General features: G+C 64.9%; 14 protein-coding genes. 2 read left to right on the top strand and 12 right to left on the bottom strand.

The features are described from left to right. Window positions 1-76: 76 nt before the first annotated feature. The 11 genes from ACXZ1M_RS14735 to ACXZ1M_RS14685 all read right to left on the bottom strand — a co-directional run bounded on the left by ACXZ1M_RS14735 (window position 77) and on the right by ACXZ1M_RS14685 (window position 10,120). Window positions 77-739 carry a LytR C-terminal domain-containing protein gene (locus ACXZ1M_RS14735; RefSeq protein WP_459053871.1) on the bottom strand — a complete coding sequence of 221 codons (663 nt, stop codon included), beginning with the start codon at window positions 737-739 and terminating at the stop codon, window positions 77-79. 9 nt (window positions 740-748) lie between these two features. Beyond that, the gene (locus ACXZ1M_RS14730; protein ID WP_459053870.1) at window positions 749-1,681 is read right to left on the bottom strand and encodes a type II secretion system F family protein; all 933 of its coding nucleotides are present in this window, start codon (window positions 1,679-1,681) and stop codon (window positions 749-751) included. A gap of 12 nt (window positions 1,682-1,693) precedes the next feature. Further along, window positions 1,694-2,671 (bottom strand): type II secretion system F family protein, encoded by a 978-nt coding sequence (locus ACXZ1M_RS14725; protein WP_459053869.1) that lies wholly within the window; start codon window positions 2,669-2,671, stop codon window positions 1,694-1,696. A gap of 5 nt (window positions 2,672-2,676) precedes the next feature. Beyond that, window positions 2,677-4,023 carry a CpaF family protein gene (locus tag ACXZ1M_RS14720; protein ID WP_459053868.1) on the bottom strand — a complete coding sequence of 449 codons (1,347 nt, stop codon included), beginning with the start codon at window positions 4,021-4,023 and terminating at the stop codon, window positions 2,677-2,679. Between the two features lie 2 nt (window positions 4,024-4,025). Beyond that, entirely contained in the window at window positions 4,026-5,198 is a 1,173-nt protein-coding gene (locus ACXZ1M_RS14715) for an AAA family ATPase (RefSeq protein ID WP_459053867.1), read from the bottom strand. Then, on the bottom strand, window positions 5,195-5,458 hold the full coding sequence (locus tag ACXZ1M_RS14710; RefSeq protein ID WP_459053866.1) for a hypothetical protein: 264 nt from the start codon (window positions 5,456-5,458) through the stop codon (window positions 5,195-5,197). Before ACXZ1M_RS14710 ends, ACXZ1M_RS14715 begins: the two co-directional genes overlap by 4 nt. A 13-nt stretch (window positions 5,459-5,471) precedes the next feature. Next, entirely contained in the window at window positions 5,472-7,064 is a 1,593-nt protein-coding gene (locus tag ACXZ1M_RS14705; RefSeq protein ID WP_459053865.1) for a type II and III secretion system protein family protein, read from the bottom strand. Between the two features lie 7 nt (window positions 7,065-7,071). Next, window positions 7,072-7,914, bottom strand: coding sequence for a Flp pilus assembly protein CpaB (gene cpaB / locus ACXZ1M_RS14700; protein WP_459053864.1), 843 nt, complete (start codon window positions 7,912-7,914; stop codon window positions 7,072-7,074). Then, on the bottom strand, window positions 7,911-9,248 hold the full coding sequence (locus ACXZ1M_RS14695) for an ATP-binding protein (protein ID WP_459053863.1): 1,338 nt from the start codon (window positions 9,246-9,248) through the stop codon (window positions 7,911-7,913). The genes cpaB and ACXZ1M_RS14695 overlap by 4 nt, the downstream gene beginning before the upstream one ends. 87 nt (window positions 9,249-9,335) lie before the next feature. Beyond that, a complete protein-coding gene (locus tag ACXZ1M_RS14690) occupies window positions 9,336-9,866 on the bottom strand; it encodes an A24 family peptidase (protein WP_459053862.1) in 531 nt (176 codons plus the stop codon). Between the two features lie 62 nt (window positions 9,867-9,928). Then, window positions 9,929-10,120, bottom strand: coding sequence for a Flp family type IVb pilin (locus ACXZ1M_RS14685; protein ID WP_459053861.1), 192 nt, complete (start codon window positions 10,118-10,120; stop codon window positions 9,929-9,931). A 256-nt stretch (window positions 10,121-10,376) separates the two neighbouring features. Between ACXZ1M_RS14685 and ACXZ1M_RS14680 the strand changes: the two genes are divergently transcribed. Continuing rightward, window positions 10,377-11,420, top strand: coding sequence for a GGDEF domain-containing protein (locus ACXZ1M_RS14680; protein WP_459053860.1), 1,044 nt, complete (start codon window positions 10,377-10,379; stop codon window positions 11,418-11,420). Here ACXZ1M_RS14680 and ACXZ1M_RS14675 read toward each other — a convergent pair. Further along, on the bottom strand, window positions 11,417-12,640 hold the full coding sequence (locus ACXZ1M_RS14675; RefSeq protein WP_459053859.1) for an HD-GYP domain-containing protein: 1,224 nt from the start codon (window positions 12,638-12,640) through the stop codon (window positions 11,417-11,419). The genes ACXZ1M_RS14680 and ACXZ1M_RS14675 overlap by 4 nt on opposite strands. Window positions 12,641-12,747: 107 nt before the next feature. On the opposite strand from ACXZ1M_RS14675, the gene ACXZ1M_RS14670 reads away from it, so the two are divergent. After that, window positions 12,748-13,677 (top strand): LysR substrate-binding domain-containing protein, encoded by a 930-nt coding sequence (locus tag ACXZ1M_RS14670; protein ID WP_459053858.1) that lies wholly within the window; start codon window positions 12,748-12,750, stop codon window positions 13,675-13,677. The last annotated feature ends 154 nt before the right edge of the window (window positions 13,678-13,831 follow it).

Raw genomic sequence — 13,831 nt, 5'->3', positions numbered from 1 at the left:
TGCGTGGCCGGGCTACAGTAAACACATGGGTGTGTTTTTACCGTCCCAAAGGAAGATCTCCTTTCGGACGGTTTTTTTATTTGAGGTAGCGCGCATCGTGGCCAAGCACGATGCGCATGTCGGCCGACGCACGCGTGCCGGATAGCGGCTGCAGCGGAAGCTTCAAGCGCCGGCCCAGCAACTGCGCCATCTCCTTCTGCTCGCCCCGGTATTCGATGCGGCTTTGCGGCACCACAAACGGCCGCATATTCGACAGGCGTACCGTCTTCAGGCCGTCCAGGTCCAGCGTGCGCGCCAGCCGCGCAGCGGCGCCGGCGACGCCGTTGCCGTTGCTGATCTCCAGCCGCACCACCGACAGCGGCATCACCGCCGCATTCTCATCATCATGTGCCGACGCTGCGGCAAGCGCTGGAATCCGCAGCACCTCCACCAACGCGGCGCTGATGCGCTTCACCTGCGTGCGCGGCATGTCCTCCGCGAGCGCCTGCTTCAGCGTGGCGTGGTCCTGCCGCACGTCGTGCTTGCGCAGCGACGCCGCCTGCAAATACATGGTTGCGGCACGCTCGCGTTCTCCCGCCACCGCTAGCGCCGCCGCCAGTTGCTCCCAGCGCGCCGGCTCCAGCGGCTCGCTCAGACAGGCCTGCTCCAGCGGCGTGATAAGGTCTTCGGCTGGTTCTTCCATCTTCACGCCGCTGCACGCGGTCAGCAGCAGGCAGGTGGCGAGCAGCGTTTTCTTCATCGTGGTCTCCTAGTGGGTGAGCTGCATCATGCGATAAACCTGGATGCCGGCGGGGCCGATCAGCACCAGCATCAAGGTCGGGAAGATGCAGAAGATCAGCGGGAACAACAGCTTCAACGCGATCTTGGCGGCGGCTTCCTCGGCCAGCACGCTGCGCTTGCCGCGCAAATTGTCGGAATGGATGCGCAGCGAATCGCCCATGCTGGTGCCGAAGCGCTCCGACTGAATCAGCATCGCCACCAGCGTATCGACGTCTTCCACGCCGCTGCGCAAGGCCAGGTTGCGCAAGGCGCGTTCCTTGGTGAAGCCGGCGCGCATTTCCATCAGCGCCAGTTGCAGCTCCTGCGCCAGCGCCATGCTTTTGATGTGAATCTCGCCCGCCACCTTGGTCAGCGCACGCTCAAGGCTCAGGCCCGCCTCCACGCACACCGTCAGCAAATCCAGCGCATCCGGGAAGTTTTCGAAGATGTCGCGGCAACGCGCAGCGGCCTTGTGCGACAAAACCGCGTTGGGAAGGTAGTAGCCGATGCCGGCAACCAGCAGCAGGAAATACATGAAGCTTTTCTGCGGCGCGGCCCCCGTGAAAACGCCGCACAGCGCGACGATGGCAGGCAGGCCAAGCGCCAACAGGGTCTTGGCGGCGAAGTAGATCGAAGGCGCCGAGGCGCTGCGCCAGCCGGCGTTCATGAAGCGCGTGCGCAGCGGCGAACGCTCCCACCCTTCTTCCGGCAGCGACAGGCGCGAGAAAGGCTGCGCCGCCTGCGCCACCTTCTCGACCCAGCCCGTGCTCACCGGATCGGCCACCTCCTCGGCCGGCTCGTCCACCACTTCGGTCAGGCGTTCGCGCAGCGCTACCGGCGAAAACACCAGCAGCGCCGCCACCGCCACGCCGGCGGCCACCAGAAACACCACCGCCAGGAACAGCACCTGCGATCCGTTCATACCGCCCTCCTTTCACACGCGGATGCGTATCAGCTTGCGCATCCACAGCACGCCAAACACTGCAACAGCCAACGCGTACCAGACCAGGCTAATCCCGAGGGGATCGGTCCACAGCACGCGCACATAGCCGGGATTTGCCACCGACATCAGCACCACCACGCCCAGCGGCAGCAAACCCAGTATCCAGGCCGACATCCTGCCCTCGGCCGACATCACCCTCACCTGCGCCAACAGCTTGAGACGCGCGCGTATCAGGCGGCTGATGTTGCCGAACACCTCGGCCAGGTTGCCGCCCGATTCGCGCTGGATCAGCACCGCGATCACCAGATAGCGCAAATCGGTCAGCGGCACCCGCAGCGCCAGGTTGTGCAGGGCTTCGTTCATCGGCACGCCGTAGTTGATCTCCTCGTAGGAGAACTTGAATTCGCCGGCGATGGGCTCCGGCATTTCCTCGCCCACCATCTGCATCACGTTGGCGAAGGAATGGCCGGCGCGCAGCGCACGGCCCAGGAAGTCCGCCGCTTCGGGCAACTGCTCCTCCAGCTTGCGCAGGCGGGCGCCGCGCGCGCGCAGCAGCAGCAACCACGGCGCACCGGTGGCCAGCACCGCTACCGCTGCACCGGCAAGGAAAGGCATATGCAGCATCTGCGGCAACACCAACCCGCACACCAGCATCGCCAGCGAGCCGCCGATAAACTGCGCCACCGACCAGCGCACGCCGGCCTGCAGCAGCAAGCGGTCCAACAGCGCCAGGCGGGCGATGCGGCGCAACTGCTTGCCCAACCACGGCGAGCGGCTGTAGGTACGCCGCTTGAGGATGTCGACACGTTCGCCGGCGCCGTTGCCGCTGGCGGCCATCAGGCGCAATCGCTTGGCGATGCGCCGCGCCGCGCCGCCGTGCGCACCGGACCACCACAGCCAGGCGCCTTCCACCATCAGGATCACGGCGGCGAACAACAGCACGGCAAATGCAGAGAAGATCGCGTCCATGGCGGCTACTCGTAGATCTTGTCAGGATCGAACACCGAATCCGGCACGGCCACGCCGAACATGCGCAAGCGGTCGGCGAAGCGCGGCCGCACGCCGGTGGCGTAGAAGCGTCCCTGCACGGCGCCATGCGCGTCCACGCCTTTTTGCTCGAAGCGGAATATCTCGTGCATGGCGATCACCTCGCCCTCCATGCCGGTGACTTCCTGCAGGCTGACCAGCTTGCGCGTGCCGTCGGTCAGGCGCGACACCTGCATCACCACCGTCACGGCGGAGCAGATCTGCTGGCGCGTGGCGCGCGGCGTCAGGTTCACGCCGGCCATGCCGACCATGTTCTCCAGCCGCGACAGGGCATCGCGCGGCGTGTTGGAGTGGATGGTGGCCAGCGAGCCTTCGTGGCCGGTGTTCATCGCCTGCAGCATGTCCAGCGCCTCCGGCCCGCGCACCTCGCCGAGGATGATGCGGTCGGGCCGCATGCGCAGCGCGTTGCGCACCAGCGAACGCTGATTCACCTCGCCCTTGCCCTCGATATTGGGTGGCCGCGTTTCCAGCCGCACCACGTGCGGCTGGCGCAGCGCCAGCTCGGCGGCATCCTCGATGGTGACGATGCGCTCATGCGCGGGAATGAAGCCGGACAGCACGTTCAGCATGGTGGTCTTGCCGGAGCCGGTGCCGCCGGAAATCAGGATGTTGATCTTGGCCTGTCCCAGCGCCTGCAGCACCTGCACCATGGGCGGCGTCAGGCTGCGGTAGTCCAGCAGGTTCTCGATGCTGAGTGGATTGACCGAGAAACGCCGTATCGACAGGATGGGGCCATCGATCGCCAGCGGCGGAATGATGGCGTTCACACGCGAGCCGTCGGGCAGGCGCGCATCGACCATCGGGCTCGATTCATCCACGCGCCGGCCCACGCGCGAGACGATCTTCTCGATGATCTTCATCAGGTGGGCGTTGTCGTTGAAGGTGATGGCGGTCAGTTCCAGCTTGCCGGCGCGCTCCACGTACACCTTGGCGGCCGTGTTGACCAGGATGTCGGACACGCCGGGATCGGCCAGCAGCGGCTCCAGCGGGCCGAAGCCCAGCATCTCGTGCTGGATGTCGAGCACCAGGTTGTGGCGCTCGTGCTGGTTCAGCACAATGCGCTCCTCCTCGATGATGCGCTGGACCAGCAGCGCCAGCTCGTGCTTGAACTGCTCCGGCGTCAGGCGCTTCAGGCGCTCAAGGTCGATGCGGTCCAGGATGGTCTGGTGCATGCTCTTCTTCAGCTCCTGATAGGCCGCCGCCGCCAGTCCCGGTGGACCATTGGCGCCGTGGCGGCCATCATCGGCAAGTGACAGGCGTTCGCGCAAGCTCATTTTTATCCTCCATCGTTGCGGCCGAAGATGCGGTCGAATAGTCCCTTACTCTCCGGGACGCGCCGGGCAGCCACCAGTTCCACCAACTCCGCCAGGCTGCGCGCCACAGCGCTGCTGCGCGACAGCTGCAGCACTGGGATGCCCTGGTTGACCGAATCGGTGGCCGACAGATAGTCGTTGGGCACCGTGTGCACCACGTCCGCGCCCAACGCCTGCTCCAGGTCCATCAAGCGCAGCTTGCCGCCCTTCTCGTAGCGGTTGACGATCAGGCGCGTGCGCTCGCTGGGATAGCCCAGCGACCGGAAGATGTCGAGCAGGCGGCGGCCGTCACGGATATCGGGCAAGGCCAGTTGCAGCACCGGGTAGATGGTGTCCGCCTGATCCAGCGCGCGCAGCGAGATGGCGTCGATCTGGCGGCCCACGTCCAGCACCACGAAGTCGTAATGCTGGCGCGCGATGCGCAGGATGACGTCCATGTGCTCCGGCTTCATGTCGACGGTGCGGTTGGGATCATCGGCCGCCGCCAGCACGCCGAAGTTGGAGGCCACGTGCACCAGGCAGGAATCGAGGAAGGCGCCGTCCATGCGGCTGATCTGCGCGCAAATGTCGGACAGCGTCATCGCCGGTTTCTGGTCGGAGACGTACAGCGTGGCGTCGCCGAACTGGCCGTGCAGGTCGATCAGCAGCACCTTGCGGTCGGCCAGCGCCGCCAGCGCGTAGCCGAAATTGGTCGACAGGAAGGTGGCGCCGCTGCCGCCCTTGCAGGAGATGAAGGCCAACACCTTGCCTTCGCGGACGGGACTCAGGCCGGCCGCCACCTCGATGCGGTCCATGGCCTCGTGGAAGGCGCGGTGTACCAGCGGCAGCTGCAGCACCTCGCGCATGCCGGCACGCATGGCGCGGATCAGCAGGTCCTGTTGCGGATCGCGCGTCAGCAGCATGAAGGAGGCGCCGGAATACTGTTTGCACAGGCGGTCCACCAGTTCGCCCTCGTCGGCGGCGATGTCGCTGGCGTCCAGTATCACCAGCTCCGGGCTTTCCGGCAGCTGGCGTTCGACCGCGTCGCGCAGGCCGTTGCGCGACGCCACCAGCTGCACCGCCGGCATGCGCGCCGATCCTTGCGCGGCGATTTCGGCGTGCAGCAGGCTGTCCTTGCTGATCATGAGCGCTTTCATTTGGCGCCTCCCATCAGCGAAGACTGCTGCTGTTCGCCGCCGGCTTTTTGATAGCGCTCGTAGGCGGTACGCGCGCTGCGGCCATCCATGCCGGATACCGGATTGGTGTTGCGCGCAGCGTCGGGATGCATGATCTGCTGCGCCAGCACCATGCGCGTGTCGACGCCGAAACGGGCGTCCCACTGGGGCGTGGTCTGGACCAAGGCGGGAGCGCAGGCGGTCAACGTGCCTGCCGCCAGCAGGAGCAAAATATTTCGCATGATATTTTCCAGTCTATTTTCGTTCCGCGCCGTCCGCCGGCTCACCTTCCATGCGGCCGCCGAGGAATAATCTGGCGCGGCTGGGCGTGGTGACGCTGTCGGTCGGCAGTTTGTAGTTGGCCGGTAGCGGTTGCACCAGGTGGGGTGTGACAACAAACAGCAGCTCGGTGCGGTCCTGCTGGAAGTCTGTGCTGCGGAACAGCGCGCCCAGCACCGGCAGTTCGCCGAGAATGGGCAGGCCGTTGATGCTGGTGCTGTGGTTGTTCTTAATCAGGCCGCCGATGGCGAAGCTTTGGCCGTCGTAGAGTTCTACCGTGGTGGAGGCGCGGCGCGTGGTAATCAGCGGCAGCACCGAAGCGCCGGAAAAACCGGCCGCCGAAATCCCGATACCTTCGCGCGAGATTTCCGATACTTCCGGCGCCACGCGCAGGTTGATGCGGCCGCCGGCCAGCACGGTCGGCGTAAAGCGCAGGCCGACGCCGAATTCCTTTTCCTCCAGCGTGACCTTGTTGTTGTCCTGTGCGACCGGCACGAAGATGCGCCCACCCGCGAGGAAGCTGCCTTCCTGGCCGCTGATCGCCATCACGGTCGGCTCGGCCAGCACGCGCACCAGGCCATCCTGTTTGCTGGCCGCGATGCTGGCGCGGTTACCGATGCTGAGCAGGCTTTTCAAGGTGCCGCTGACGAAGTTGGACGACAGCGTGCTGGCCCAGCTGCCGCCTCCGAAGTTGACGGTGACACCCGCCTCCAGCTTGTCCAGCAGGGATTTGGAGACCTCGGCGATTTTCACTTCCAGCATCACCTGCTGCGGCGCGCCGATGTTGAGGAAGTTGACGATGCGCGTGCTGGTCTGCCCTGCCTGGCCGGCCTGCGTGGATTGTGCGGATTGTGTGGCCTGCGCCGCCGATGCAACGCCCGCAGCGGCGGCCGTACCCTTGCCACCGCTGTCGAGCGGTTGCGCGGCGCGGCGCACGAACGCGCCGGCGAGTTCCAGTACGCGCGCGGCGGTGGGTGCGTCATCGACGGTGCCGCTGATGACCAGCGTGTCGCCGGCCGCGCTCACGTGGATGTCCTTCTGTTCGGGCATCAAGGCGGCCAGCGCCTGCTGCAGCGCGCTGGGGTCGACGCCGACTACCACTTCCACCACGTTGCACAAGCCGCTGCGGCCCTGCACGATCATATTGCTGCTGCCGATGTCCACGCCCACCACGTACAGGGTGTCGGGCGCCACCAGCATGGCCTGCAACACGGCCGGATTGCCGACGCTACGCGCCTGCACCGCTTCCGGTATGCGCATCAAGGTGGACTTCCCGAGCTGCAGCTGCAAGCTACCCGGCTGCGCCGCCTGACCGCTGCAGCGCAGGCCTGCGCTGTCGCCCGCCCCCAGCGGCGACGGCCGTGCCGTCGACGAAGCGAGAGCCGGCACGGCCGCCGCAAGCGCGCGTGCCACCGGCGGCGCCGACGCCTGCACGGAATCCCGCGCGGACGCCGACATCGCAGGCGCAGCCGGCCCTGCCAACGCGCGCACTGGCGCAGCGCTTAACGCCAGGGTCGGCGTCAAGGCCAGCGCCGCGAGCAGCGCCCTTTTTTGGTGGCGGGGGTCCATGGCGCGCTCACAGGCATTCTTGCGTGCGATGCACGCCTGCTATCACGCCGATGCAGGACCGCGCAGACGGCGCGGCGACGGCAACCTGCGCGCGCGCGCGCGGCGGCGCAGGCCGCGGCTCGGCCACCGGCACGGCTGCCACGGCCGACGCAGCCGGAACTTCGTGCGCACCAAGCAGCGTTCCTTTGGTGGCGCCTTCCGTGGTGCCAGGCCGTGGGTCGACCTGATTGCGCAGCACCAGCGACAAGGTGCCCACGCTGCGCGCCAGGTCCAGGTTCTCGGCCTGCTCCGGCGTCACCTCCAGCGTCACCGCATTCACCACTCGCGGCTTGGTCTCGTCGCGCCCCACTTCCTGCGCCACGGCCAGCACCAGAATCCGCTCCAGCACAATCTTGGAAATCGCCCGGTCGTTGGATTGCGTATTGACGATGATGTCGACAAAATTCCCCGGCAGCGCAAAGCCGGCCACGCCCACCACATCGTTGACGCGCACGGTGATGGCGCGCTTGCCCTCGGCGATCAACGCCGACAGCCCGCCCAGCGTGCCAGCCGGCGCCAGCTTGGCTTCGCTCAGCGGCTCGTCGCGCAGCACGCTGGTTTTCAGCACGCGGCCCACCAACTTGCTGCCGTCGCGCAGCGCGCCGCGCGGCAGGCTCTCGGCCGGCCAGTCGATCTGCTTGAGCATCTCCGTCGTCAAACGCTGACCGAGGTTGACGTCGGTCGCCGCCACCACGATCTTGTTCGACGAAGCAGGCGTCTGCCTCAGCAGCCAGCGCGAAGCCACCGCCACCGCCGCCAGTCCGAACACGACGGCCAACGCCATCATCAACAGTGCGCGACGGTTCTTCATGCTAGTCGCTGCTCAACGTCAGCGCCGGCGAACATGCTGATCCAGGCCTGATCCAGCGCCGCCACCGACATGCGCGCCGGCTCACCCATGTAGCCGGCGAAATCGGCCACGCGGCCGACGATCTCGCGCGGATAGCAGGCCAGCAGCGGCAGCCCCGCGCCGGCGTGCAGCTCATCGAGCAGGTAGCGCAGCGCCGCCTCGTCAAACGCCACGCCGGTGCTCAGGCACTGCTGGCGCACCAGGCTGCGGTAATTGGCCGCGTTCAGCGCGCCCACTGGAATCTTGTAGCCCACGCGGCGCAGCGCGGCGTCGTCGAGCAGCGACGACGGCGGCAGGCTGGTGACGAACACCAGCCGCATGCGGCACGGCGCCTGGAAGTGATAGCCGCCGGCCAGCGACAAATCGCTGTGCTCCAGTTCCTGCGCCTGCGCAAAGCGGTTCAGCAGCTCGGCGGCCGACATGCGCTGGCGCCCGAGATCATCGACGATCAGCAGGCCGTTGTTGGCTTTCAGCTGCGGCGGCGCGCGATAGCAGCCGTTGGCCGCATCCAGCTGCAGGTCCAGCATGTCCGCATCGAGCGAGGCATCAAGCGCCACCACCGGCCGTTGGCACAGCACCCAGCGCGGATCGTTGCTGCGCCGCTCAGGCACCTGGCGCACCTGGCGCGGCATGGGTGCGCGGTGCAGCGCGGGGTCGTACACCTGCACGATATCCTGCCCCACCACCACCGCATGCGGCACCGCCACCAGCCCTGGCAGCAGCGTGCCAAGCCGGCGCGCCAACACCGACTTGCCGCTGCCCGATGGGCCGTACAGCAGCATGCTGCGGCCGGCGTGCATGGCCGCGCCGAGCATGCGCTGCACCGGCGGCGCCAGGAAGTCGTCGGAGAATTCCACCGCCAGTTCATCGGCGCTCGGCAGCGGCGCCTGCGCCGCCTGGCGTTCCACCATGGCCCACCATGCCTCCAGCCGCACCGGCGCGGGACCGGTGTAGGAGCAGCGCTCCAGCCAGCTGGCGGCGCGCTGCTTGCCGGCGCCGGTCAACTGGTACTGCACGTCGATGTCGGATTCGCCGCGCCACGCCACCTCGGCCACGTGTTCGGCCACCATGAAATCGAGCACCTCGCGCAGCACGTTGATCGACAGGTGCAGCCGGGTGGTCAGCACCGGCAGATGGCTGCGGCCGTTGAGGTACAACGCCTTGGCGATCAGTTCGACGATGAGCTGCTGCGGCAGGCCGGTGTCGCGCACCGATTTCGGTTGCGGCGGCAGCAGCGCTTCCGGCTCGGCGTCAAGCAGCTGCGTGTAGGGGGATGGCGGTTCGAGGGCTAGCATCGTTATCTCCGCAAAGAAACTAGTTTCGGTGTGGAATTAAGTTTAGCCAGACGTCCCAACGGGACATTGACTTGCAGCAAGCACCGTTCAATGATGCTTCCAAACGACAACACCGAGCGTGCCGAGCGCGATCGCCACGCCGTACGGAATGCCGCCCACGCTGGCCGCACGCGGCAGCGGCACGGGCAACAGCGGCATGCCCAGCAGACGCAGCAACAGCGGCTTGCCGATCAGGCACAGATTGCGGGCGCCGTCGCGCCAGCGGCCGCTGAACGACAGCATCAGCAGCGCCATCACGCCGCCCACCAGCGTCGACAGCGCGGCGATCTCCACCGCTTGCCACGGTCCGGCAAAGGCCCCGACCATCGCCATCAGCTTGACGTCGCCTGCGGCCATGCCGCGCAGCAGATACAGCGGCAGGAATAAAAAAAAGCCGGCGAAGCCGCCGGCCAGCCACTGCGACAGCGGCGCTCCCGGCGGTCCGCTCAACAGGTGCAAGATCAGCGCCAGCATCAGGCCGCTCAGGATCAGCACATTGGGAATCTTGCGCAGGGTCAGATCGGTCAGCGCCGCCTGCGCCACCAGGCAAATCAAAATGAGTTCAATCGCGTTCCACATCACCTTTTCTCCCAAAAAAGGGCTTTCCGGCCCCTAGGTCTGCCGGAAAGCCCTGCCGTCGCTTACGGCGTTGGGGCCGCAGGATTGATCTTGCTGGCGATGGATGTGAAAGCGTCCTGCAATGCCGGGCCCAGCAAACCGAAGGCGGCCACCACGGCCGCCACCATGGTGGCGGCGATCAAGCCATACTCAATTGCCGTGATACCGTCTTCGTCGCGCGCAAATTTCTGGGCAGCTGTAATAATCGAGTTCATCTCGTACTCCTTGAAGGGTTGGTAAAGAAAGAGCCTCTGACGCCGCTTGCCGCGCCATTGACTTCACTATACGGACCACAGTTTTTGGAGAGTTGACGCTGCGCAAGTTTTCCATGCGGAATCTTTTTAGCGCCAGATCAAGCAGGTTGTCGGAAAAAGGTCGCATTCTGTCGGTGTGAGAGTTTTTTTTCGCACACAAGAATTGCCTCGATTGCAAAAAGCTATTATCCTGCTTAGCTGTTCTTTGGGAAGGCAAATGGACTCCTTACTGAAACACATGGTGGACATGACCGGTCACCGCGATCACACGATGCTCGACATCTCCGTGATTTCGGCGGTGCAGGAGCTTGCCCGCGCCGATCAGGTCCGTGTGTTGACCCTGGCCACCGTCCGAGGAAAGATTTTCGTTCGGCCACGCGCCGTGATCAACGCCGGCGAAGCTGCGCGCATGGTCGACACCTCTTATCAGCACCATCCCGGCGACCCGATAGCGACCTATCCGGCGCTGGCGCATTGCATCGCCCGTCACGAATCGAGCGCCGACCTCGCCAACGAGGCCGACGAGCACACCCTGTGGCTGCCGATCTGGCTGGGCGACAAGGCCGACACCTGCCTGGAAATCGTCAATCCGACGCCGTACACCAAGGAAACCATCCACGTGATCGGCGCGATTGTCAGCGTCTACCGCAATTTCCAGAATTTGCTCGACTACAGCGAGCGCGACTCGCTGACCGGCCTGCTGAACCGCAAGACCTTCGACGACCAGCTCTCCAAGATGCTGGCCTCCTGTACCGAGCAGGACGCCCTGACGCTGCCGGGCGAACCGGAGCGCCGCCATCATAGCGAAGAAGAAAAGCAATGGCTGGCCGTGGTCGACGTCGACCACTTCAAGCACGTCAACGACCGCTTCGGCCACCTGTACGGCGACGAAGTACTGATCCTGATCGCCAACTTGCTGACCTCCTCGTTCCGCGCGCAGGACCGCGTGTTCCGCTTCGGCGGCGAGGAATTCGTGGTGCTGCTGCGGTCGGCCACCTTGGACAACGCCAAGAAAATCATCGAGCGCTTCCGCATGAACGTGGCCGCGCATGATTTCCCGCAAGTGGGCAAGGTGACGGTGAGTGTGGGCTTTGTCAGCATCAGCGCGCTGGAGGCGCCGGTGATCATACTGGGCCATGCCGACCAGGCGCTGTACTACGCCAAGAGCCATGGCCGCAACCTGGTCTGCCACTACGACGAGCTGCTCAACGGCGGCCTGCTGCAGACCATCGAATCCAACGATACGGCGGAATTCTTCTAGGCCGAAACGGTCAGGAAACGCATCGGGTCGACATTCCACTTGGACGGCGATTCGTGGCCGACGATCTTGTCGCCACCGCCGAAGCCCACCGCGCGCGACAGATCCACCGTTTCCGGCTTGATGTAGACGTTCTTCTTGGTATGGAAGAACACGTTCACCTTGGGCGCCAGCAGATTGGTCTCGTGTGGCTCCACCACCACACCGAGGCGGCCCGACTCCAGCATCACCATGGTGCCGACCGGATAAATTCCCACACAGCGCATGAATTCCTGGGCGTACTGCGGGTTGAAGTGGAACTTGCTCCACTCATAGATCTTGCGCAGCGCCGCCGCCGCCGACATACCCTTGTGATAGCAGCGATCGGCCGTAATGGCGTCGTACACGTCGACAATCGCCGCCATCTGCGCCAATTCGCTGATCTCGTCGTTGGCCTGCTTGCCCGGATAGCCGCTGCCGTCGCGCCGCTCGTGGTGGTGCAAGGTGATATCGAGCGGAATCGGGCCGATCTCCGGCGATTGCAGCAGGATGTTGTAGCCATCTTCGGGATGCTTCTTGATGACGGCGAATTCCTCGTCGGTCAGCGGCCCCGGTTTGTTGAGGATATGGTCCGGCACCAGTGCCTTGCCGGTATCGTGCAGCAATCCGCCGAGGCCGGCCTGATGGGTGATGTCGGCCGGCATATTGCGCGAGCGGCAGAACGCAACCAGCAGCGTACACACGCTAACCGAGTGCAAAAAGGTGTAATCGTCTTTGTTCTTGATACGCAGCAGGCCGACCAGCGCGCCCGGATTGCGCAAGATCGATTCGGTGATGTTCTGCACCACCGGCTGCACGTGGTCGAGTTCGATGGCCTTGCCGAGGCGCGCATCCTGCATCACCGTGCGCACCAGTGTGGAAGCCTGATGGCGGATCTGCACCGCGCGCTGCATTTCCTCGCCCAGCGAAACGCGCGGCTGGACCGGCGCCTTGGCCACCATCTCCACGATTTCGCGCTCGGTGGCCGCTTGCGCTTCCGCCAGCGTGGGCGCATCCTGCACGTCCAGGCCCTTGGCGCTGTCGATGACAACGTCGTGGATGCCGGCGTTGATGATCTTGCGGATTTCGTCGTGGCTGGTCAGCAGGAAGCGATTGCGGACGAAGGGATGCGTCATCCAGTCGCAACTGAGGTCATGAATGTACATGCCTACCTTCAGCTGCGATGAGTCGACTTTCTTTAACATACGGGCACCCATCAAATAAGGAGGCGAGCACTGAACTGCGCTAGCATAAGTATAACAAACAGTTTCCCGCCGGGATTAAATTTACAATCGCAACCTTTGTTTTGATTATGGAATTACGTCAGCTTCGTTATTTTGTTGCAATCGTCGATCATGGATCGCTGTCGCGCGCCGCGCTGATCTTGCATGTTGCACAACCCGCGCTGACCCAGCAACTGCGCCAGTTGGAGGAAGAATTGGGCGTGCAACTGTTGCACCGTAGCGCCCAGGGCGTCCTCAGCACCGACGCCGGCAAGGTGTTCTACGAGCACGCGCAAGCCATCCTCAAGCAGGTGGTCGATGCCCGTTCGGCCGTGGCGCAATCGGCCGCGCGCCCCAGCGGCAGCGTCACCCTGGGGCTGCCGCACAGCATCTCCGGCGCGCTGGCCCTGCCCCTGCTGACGGCCACCCGCGCCCGCTACCCGGAAATCACCCTGCAGCTGACGGAAGAACTCACCGGCAACCTGAGCGACCAGCTCAAGTCCGGCCGCGTCAACCTGGCGGTGCTGTTCGACGACGGCCAGCTCAGTCCGTTCGCCACCACTCCACTGGCGGACGAAGAACTCCACTTTATTTGTCGCGCCGACGCGGCTTACGCCCAAGGTGAGCAATCACTTACGTTGGCCCAGGCGCTGGACACCACGCTGATCCTGCCCGGCCTGCAGCACGGCGTGCGGCCGCGCATCGAAAGCGTGGCGCGCGAGGCCGGCCTCAGCCTCGGCAACGTGATCGAGATCAACTCGATCGCCATCCTCAAATCGGCCCTGCTGGCGGACATGGGCGCCACCATCCTGCCTTCCGCGCCCGTGCTGGACGAACTCCAACGTGGCACGCTGCGCGCCCAGCGCATCCACAACCCGTCGATTTCGCGCACCGTGGTGCTGTGTGCTTCCCGCAACATCCCGCTGACCAATGCGGCAGCGGCGATCAGCCGGCTGGTGCGGCAAGTCAGCGACGAGTTGTGTGCCGACGGCATTTGGCCGGGTGCAACACCGCTATAAGTTTTTCTTATACCCCTATCGGCAAACAGTATTTCCGTATACGTCAACCAGCACCCATACTGGTCATAGAACCGCTAACCATGCGGTGATATGGCTTGACCCTGGCACGCCCACCCGGCGTTCCCCCAGTTCAAGCGCGATCCAAATACAAAAA

This window comes from Duganella paludis (assembly GCF_054461335.1).
The sequence above is the reverse complement of the archived record's forward strand: the minus strand, read 5'-3'. Positions and strand labels throughout refer to the sequence as shown.

What these genes read in the sequence shown, in the direction of transcription:
- ACXZ1M_RS14735 (WP_459053871.1), bottom strand. Translation starts at nt 739, where the DNA reads ATGAAGAAAACGCTGCTCGCCACCTGCCTGCTGCTGACCGCGTGCAGC.
- ACXZ1M_RS14730 (WP_459053870.1), bottom strand. Translation starts at nt 1,681, where the DNA reads ATGAACGGATCGCAGGTGCTGTTCCTGGCGGTGGTGTTTCTGGTGGCC.
- ACXZ1M_RS14725 (WP_459053869.1), bottom strand. Translation starts at nt 2,671, where the DNA reads ATGGACGCGATCTTCTCTGCATTTGCCGTGCTGTTGTTCGCCGCCGTG.
- ACXZ1M_RS14720 (WP_459053868.1), bottom strand. Translation starts at nt 4,023, where the DNA reads ATGAGCTTGCGCGAACGCCTGTCACTTGCCGATGATGGCCGCCACGGC.
- ACXZ1M_RS14715 (WP_459053867.1), bottom strand. Translation starts at nt 5,198, where the DNA reads ATGAAAGCGCTCATGATCAGCAAGGACAGCCTGCTGCACGCCGAAATC.
- ACXZ1M_RS14710 (WP_459053866.1), bottom strand. Translation starts at nt 5,458, where the DNA reads ATGCGAAATATTTTGCTCCTGCTGGCGGCAGGCACGTTGACCGCCTGC.
- ACXZ1M_RS14705 (WP_459053865.1), bottom strand. Translation starts at nt 7,064, where the DNA reads ATGGACCCCCGCCACCAAAAAAGGGCGCTGCTCGCGGCGCTGGCCTTG.
- cpaB (WP_459053864.1), bottom strand. Translation starts at nt 7,914, where the DNA reads ATGAAGAACCGTCGCGCACTGTTGATGATGGCGTTGGCCGTCGTGTTC.
- ACXZ1M_RS14695 (WP_459053863.1), bottom strand. Translation starts at nt 9,248, where the DNA reads ATGCTAGCCCTCGAACCGCCATCCCCCTACACGCAGCTGCTTGACGCC.
- ACXZ1M_RS14690 (WP_459053862.1), bottom strand. Translation starts at nt 9,866, where the DNA reads ATGTGGAACGCGATTGAACTCATTTTGATTTGCCTGGTGGCGCAGGCG.
- ACXZ1M_RS14685 (WP_459053861.1), bottom strand. Translation starts at nt 10,120, where the DNA reads ATGAACTCGATTATTACAGCTGCCCAGAAATTTGCGCGCGACGAAGAC.
- ACXZ1M_RS14680 (WP_459053860.1), top strand. Translation starts at nt 10,377, where the DNA reads ATGGACTCCTTACTGAAACACATGGTGGACATGACCGGTCACCGCGAT.
- ACXZ1M_RS14675 (WP_459053859.1), bottom strand. Translation starts at nt 12,640, where the DNA reads ATGTTAAAGAAAGTCGACTCATCGCAGCTGAAGGTAGGCATGTACATT.
- ACXZ1M_RS14670 (WP_459053858.1), top strand. Translation starts at nt 12,748, where the DNA reads ATGGAATTACGTCAGCTTCGTTATTTTGTTGCAATCGTCGATCATGGA.